Source organism: Mesorhizobium sp. M2A.F.Ca.ET.037.01.1.1 (assembly GCF_003998075.1).
GTDB lineage: Bacteria > Pseudomonadota > Alphaproteobacteria > Rhizobiales > Rhizobiaceae > Mesorhizobium.
This window is the reverse complement of the sequence record NZ_RZSA01001162.1, coordinates 1-1,864: the sequence shown is the minus strand read 5'-3', so window position 1 is coordinate 1,864 and position 1,864 is coordinate 1. Positions and strand designations below refer to the sequence as shown.

General features: G+C 61.2%; 2 protein-coding genes. One reads left to right on the top strand and one right to left on the bottom strand.

Translation table 11 applies throughout. The features are described from left to right. Nucleotides 1-18: 18 nt before the first annotated feature. Nucleotides 19-861 (bottom strand): hypothetical protein, encoded by an 843-nt coding sequence (locus tag EOA27_RS34635; protein ID WP_126083165.1) that lies wholly within the window; start codon nucleotides 859-861, stop codon nucleotides 19-21. A gap of 290 nt (nucleotides 862-1,151) precedes the next feature. Here EOA27_RS34635 and EOA27_RS34630 point away from each other — a divergent pair. Beyond that, on the top strand, nucleotides 1,152-1,864 hold a 713-nt coding region (locus EOA27_RS34630), incomplete at its 3' end, for a glycosyltransferase (protein ID WP_145970764.1).

Here is a 1,864-nt window from a genome sequence, read left to right as displayed (position 1 = left end):
CAGTGTCGACTGCCAATCTCATTGTCGCGCCGATCTGGCCAGGGCCTGAAGGGCGGGTTCCAGCAAGCGTAAAACGGCCTCGCGCTTTTTCGCCTTCAACAAGAGATCGCCGTCGAGGCCGACTTCGTGCAGCCAGCTTCCCCGCCATTCGCAATAGGCCTGCCTGAGTTCAACTCCGGGCAAGGCCGCGAATGCCGTTATCGGCCGTTGCGGCAGCGCGTTCGGGTCCACATTCCGATAGAGCACCTCCCAGTTGGCCCCGCCGGTATCGAGGCCGGCGAACCAGTCGAGCCCGAAATCGAGAGGCTTGCGGGCGACGGCTTCGAAGCGGAAGAAACAATAGCCTGCCCACAAATACCAGCGAGCGCCCGCTCGGCGCAGGTCGCCGTAGAACGACACATCTTGAAGAGGCACGAAGGGGTCGCATGGCTGCGTCGGGAAGAGATCCTGGTCCAGAAATCCGAACGCGGCCGGGGCGGCCGGCTTCAGGATATTGCGCCACATCCAGTTGAGCGCCGCGCCGTGGGACCGGCTCGGGTTTTTTACGGTCCATGGATTGGCCGGCAGCCAGACATAGGGAATGCCTCGGGCCGCGCATACCTGCCTGTTCTCGTCCGCGGCAGCTTCGCTGATGCTGTTATCGGCCACGATGTGGAGGTCGTGACGGACAAGTCCCCTGGCCAGCCGCACCTGCAGATCGAGACATTGGGCATCGCCGAAGGCGATGGTGAGCAGCACATCGCGACCCCGGGCGACATCGCGGATGCCCGTAATGTCCCCCGCCTTGGCCGGCAGGCTCAGGAATCTCCGGTCGATCTTCCGGTAACGGGCGGTCTTGATGGCATGTGTCAGCGGCTGCATTCTCAGCCATTGCCGCCAGTTGTATTCACGCAGGGCCTTTGGCACGGGTATGGCAGCGTTCAGGCGAAGCCGGCGTGGCAGCCACAATTAATCCACGGCATCTTCATAATCGCGATCCGGTTGTTTTCTTTTTTGGACAGCCCCAATGCTACAGCATCCAAGTCTCTTGATAAGCCGCTATATACAGCATATGCGTCTTTTCAACACGACCAACATTTGAGCGCCCGGCGTGTTTGTTTGAGTGGAGAAGTCTGGGGCGCACCCGGAGTCTCTCTCCGTCGATCTTGGGGGTGGGCGGCGCTCCGGAACATGTGATGAGAATCTGCTGTGCAATCTCTGCCCTCTTTATGAACGGGGGTTTGCAGAGGGATTGTCTGAATATCAGCGACCGACTGGTCGCGCGCGGCCATAGCGTGACGATCCTGACGACGCGCCAGGTTGGTCATGTCGAGAGTTCGGCGACGATAACAGTCCATCCGGCACGGGTTCTCTCCAACCCGGGCACCGAATTTGCACTGGGAAAGACGCTGTTGACGGCCAGGCGGGATTTCGACTGCGTGGTCGGTTTCAACAAGATGGCGGGCCTGGACATCTACTATGCCGGCGACCCGCCCTATTTTGCCTCGAAGCTCGGCTGGTGGCGGCCGTTTTCGCCTCGCTTCATTCGCCAGCAAAAGCTCGAATCGATGATTTTTGCGCCCGGCAGCGCCGTGCAGATCATTGCGCTCAGCGCGCACCAGGCAGCGCTTTACCGCGACTTCTGGCGAACCGAGGAATCGCGCATCCATGTTGTCGGACCGACGCTCGATCCGAAACGCCGCCGGCCGGAGTTGCTGGCCGGCGACCGCAATGAAATCCGCGATCGGTTCGGGCTTCCCCGCCAGGCCGTCATTGCCTTGAGCATCGCCAACAGAATGAAAGTGAAGGGTCTCGACCGGGCGGTGAAGGCGCTGCAGCCGTTCCCGGACACGCACTGGCTGGTAGCCGGCCTTCGCGAAAACAG